The organism is Arsenophonus sp. ENCA (assembly GCF_002287155.1).
Taxonomy (GTDB): Bacteria; Pseudomonadota; Gammaproteobacteria; order Enterobacterales; family Enterobacteriaceae; genus Arsenophonus; species Arsenophonus nilaparvatae.
In genome coordinates this window covers 1-3,378 of sequence record NZ_NHNG01000366.1, presented here as the reverse complement: position 1 = coordinate 3,378, position 3,378 = coordinate 1, and the positions used below count along the sequence as shown (strand labels likewise).

Genomic DNA, 3,378 nt, shown 5'->3' with positions numbered 1-3,378 from the left:
TACAGGTTTCGATCTTGACCAGCGGGTCACCCAACTTGTCGATCGTCTGTTGGTGATACTGGTTTGCAAAGAGGTCATTCTTAATGGCGCTGCGTTTCTTCATGGTGGTTAGCTCAGTAGACCAGCTTCCGATAACTTTATCAGCAAAATCAAACTCGGCTTAGGTTTTTCGAGGTGCCCAAAATAATGTCAATTTAATTACTATTATTTAATTATATTAAATTTTAAAATATGATCTTTGTCACATTTTAATATGGTTATTAATTTACTTAAAAAGAAATAAGTAAAAAAAATTGAAAAATCAAAGATAAAAATTCAAAGATAAAATATTAATTATTTCTTTATTAAAAATAAAGAGGAGAAATACTTGTAGATAATCTTATATAACTAATTAATAATATAATATATCAATAAATTTATTATCCTTTTTTTGTTATTTAAATGTAACAATAAAGTTAATATATTTTCTGTTTAAAATTTTGATATAAAAATAATGGTAACATTTAAAAATTTATTTTTTATGACTAAAAAATGTCACTTTTTTTGATCAAAAACAATATTAGTTGAACCCTAAAATCACTAAATGTCGCTGTTCATCGAGTCCTGGTACATCCAACGAAATAATTTTATTTATCTTAAAATTAGAAGAAAAAGTTGATATTTCATTTGCAGAAAGTATACCTTTAAGTGCGTAAAACTGTCCTCCATTTTGCTTCGGAAGATGTTGACACCATGAAAGCATATCCTGTAATGAAGCAAATGCTCGGCTTATTATGCCATCAAATTTTTTTACTGGTTGGTACTGTTCAACTCGTTTTTGAATAGGCTCGATGTTCTTAAGCATCAATTCATGTTGTATTTGTCGCAAAAACCTAACCCGTTTTCCCAAACTATCTAATAGTGTGAAATGATCATTAGGGCGAACAATAGCAAGAGGTATACCAGGTAATCCAGGGCCTATACCTACATCAATAAATCGTTTACCTGTAAGATATTTGTCAACAATAATACTATCTAAAATATGACGAACAACCATTTGTTCTGGTGATCTAACTGATGTTAAATTATATGTTTTATTCCATTTATTTAATAACTCAATATAGACAATTAGCTGTTGTATTTGTTGATCGGTCAAAATAATATCTATTTTATCTAATAAAGTTTTAAAATAGGTTATTAAGTTCATTTCAAGCACTCCGACGTAATAAACCTTGTTTTTTTAACCAGACTAATAATATGGATATTGCGGCTGGCGTAATACCTGATATTCGCGATGCTTGGCCAATAGAACTAGGTTTATGATCATTGAGTTTTGCAATAACCTCATTAGAAAGACCAGTTATTTGTTTGTAATCTAAATTGGTCGGTAATGCAGTATATTCATTACGGAGCTGTCTCTCTATTTCTTCTTGTTGACGAGTAATATAACCTTCATACTTTACTTGAATTTCAACTTGACTTGTGACTTGATGATCATCAATTGCAGGTGAAAAATAGTTTAACGAAGTAAGTAATTTATAACTCATTTCTGGGCGGCGAAGTAAATCTTCGCCGTTCGCTTCTTTTGAAAGTGGAACAGTTAATATTTCATTAAGATCACTAATTTTATCTGAATTAGGGTGTAACCAAAGGTTACGTAACCTTTGACGTTCTTGTTCAATTAATTCAACTTTACGACAAAATTTTTGCCAACGGTTTTCATCGATTAAACCAAGTTCGTACCCTTTTTCGGTTAAACGAAGATCAGCATTGTCTTCACGTAGCATAAGGCGATATTCTGCTCGTGAAGTAAACATTCGATAGGGTTCTTTAGTGCCTAAGGTACAAAGATCATCAACTAAAACACCAATGTAGGCTTGATCACGACGAGGGAACCATCCTTCTTGTTCAAAAGCATAACGAGCTGCGTTAAGTCCAGCTAGTAGACCTTGAGCTGCTGCTTCTTCATAACCAGTTGTTCCATTAATCTGACCTGCAAAAAATAGCCCTTTGATAAATTTGCTTTCTAAAGTTGGCTTTAAATCTCGGGGATCAAAGAAATCGTATTCAATCGCATATCCGGGTCGAATAATACGTGCATTTTCTAGACCTTTCATCGAATGTATAATTTGCATTTGTACATCAAAAGGTAAACTAGTAGAAATTCCATTAGGATAAATTTCATTACTAGTTAGCCCTTCTGGTTCAAGGAAGATTTGATGTGCTGAACGATCTGCAAACCGCATAACTTTATCTTCAATGGAAGGACAGTAACGGGGACCTATTCCTTCAATAATTCCTGCGTACATAGGACTACGAACCAAGTTATCGCGGATCACTTGGTGAGTTTTTTCATTCGTATAAGTGATGTAGCAAGGTAATTGTTGAGGATGTTGTTCAACAGATCCGACAAAAGAGAAAACAGGGGTCGGATCATCACCAAATTGTGGTGCTAATTGGGAAAAATCGATAGTTCTTGCGTCAATTCTAGGAGGTGTACCTGTTTTAAGTCGATTTACTCGTAAAGGTAGTTCTCTTAATTTATGTGATAGGCTAATAGCAGGAGGATCACCAGCCCTACCACCACTATAATTTTCTAATCCTATGTGAATTTTACCGTCAAGAAAGGTACCTACGGTCAGTACGATAGACTTTGCGTGAAATTTTAATCCCATTTTGGTTATCACGCCAATAACTTGATCGTTTTTTACGATCAGGTTTTCAACAGCTTGTTGAAAGATCATTAAGTTATTTTGATTTTCTAGCGCAGTCCTAACCGCTTGCTTATAAAGTACTCGATCAGTTTGAGCTCTGGTTGCTTGTACTGCTGGGCCTTTACTTGCATTAAGCGTTCTAAATTGGATCCCTGTATTATCTGTGGTAATAGCCATAATGCCACCTAAGGCATCAATTTCTTTAACTAGATGTCCTTTACCTATTCCACCGATAGCTGGATTGCATGACATTTGGCCTAACGTATCAATATTATGGGTTAGAAGTAAAGTTTGACGTCCCATACGAGCAGCAGCCATAGCTGCTTCAGTACCAGCGTGGCCTCCACCAATAATAATGACATCAAATTGTTCTGGGTAAAACATGTATAAACCTTAGTATTCAATATGACTTGGGATGTGAATTTTACTCGAGTTTTGCTAAGAGGCAAGTTATATGATCCTTGCGCAATAAAATAAGATCTTTTTATTTAACGCCTAGGAATTTCAAAGATCCTGAGGCCGTATGAAATAGGGATCACAGTCGGTAAGATTTGCTGTTTTTTTCAGCACAAGAGGGAGTGAGATCATTATTTGTTGGCTAATCGACTGATTTTTGAACGAATTTGCTGAATTCAGGCAGATCTTCCCTGCATTACATCACGTAACGCATTCGCGCTATTTCCAC

The 3,378-nt window shown here is 34.5% G+C and carries 2 protein-coding genes; both read right to left on the bottom strand.

The window, feature by feature from the left end:
• Positions 1–559 precede the first annotated feature (559 nt).
• The gene (gene rsmG / locus CBG25_RS09560; protein WP_290606268.1) at positions 560–1,186 is read right to left on the bottom strand and encodes a 16S rRNA (guanine(527)-N(7))-methyltransferase RsmG; all 627 of its coding nucleotides are present in this window, start codon (positions 1,184–1,186) and stop codon (positions 560–562) included.
• Between the two features lies 1 nt (position 1,187).
• Entirely contained in the window at positions 1,188–3,077 is a 1,890-nt protein-coding gene (gene mnmG / locus CBG25_RS09555) for a tRNA uridine-5-carboxymethylaminomethyl(34) synthesis enzyme MnmG (RefSeq protein WP_290606267.1), read from the bottom strand.
• Positions 3,078–3,378: the final 301 nt, after the last annotated feature.